This window comes from Halomonas sp. ND22Bw, from assembly GCF_003011945.1.
GTDB classification, from domain to species: Bacteria; Pseudomonadota; Gammaproteobacteria; order Pseudomonadales; family Halomonadaceae; genus Halomonas; species Halomonas halophila.
In genome coordinates this window covers 1-265 of the sequence record NZ_PXWD01001031.1, presented here as the reverse complement: position 1 = coordinate 265, position 265 = coordinate 1, and the positions used below count along the sequence as shown (strand labels likewise).

The 265-nt window shown below is 63.8% G+C and carries 1 protein-coding gene; it reads left to right on the top strand.

From position 1 onward, the window contains the following. Positions 1-265 (top strand): ZinT/AdcA family metal-binding protein (locus CVH10_RS21310; RefSeq protein WP_146143235.1); only part of this gene is annotated, 265 nt, incomplete at both ends.

Here is a 265-nt window from a genome sequence, read left to right as displayed (position 1 = left end):
GCACGTACCGGAGAGTATGCCTATGACGGCTTCGAGGTCCTGAGCTACGAGGCCGGCAATCGCGGTGTCCGCTATATCTTCGAGCTGCAAGCCGGGGGTGAGGCTCTGCCAGCGTTCATCCAGTTCAGCGATCATGCGATTGCCCCCCGCGATGCGCAGCATTACCACCTGTACTGGGGCGACGATCGCCAGGCGCAGCTGGAGGAGGTCGAGCAATGGCCGACCTACTATCCCGCCGACATGGACGGCGAGGCGATCGCCGAGG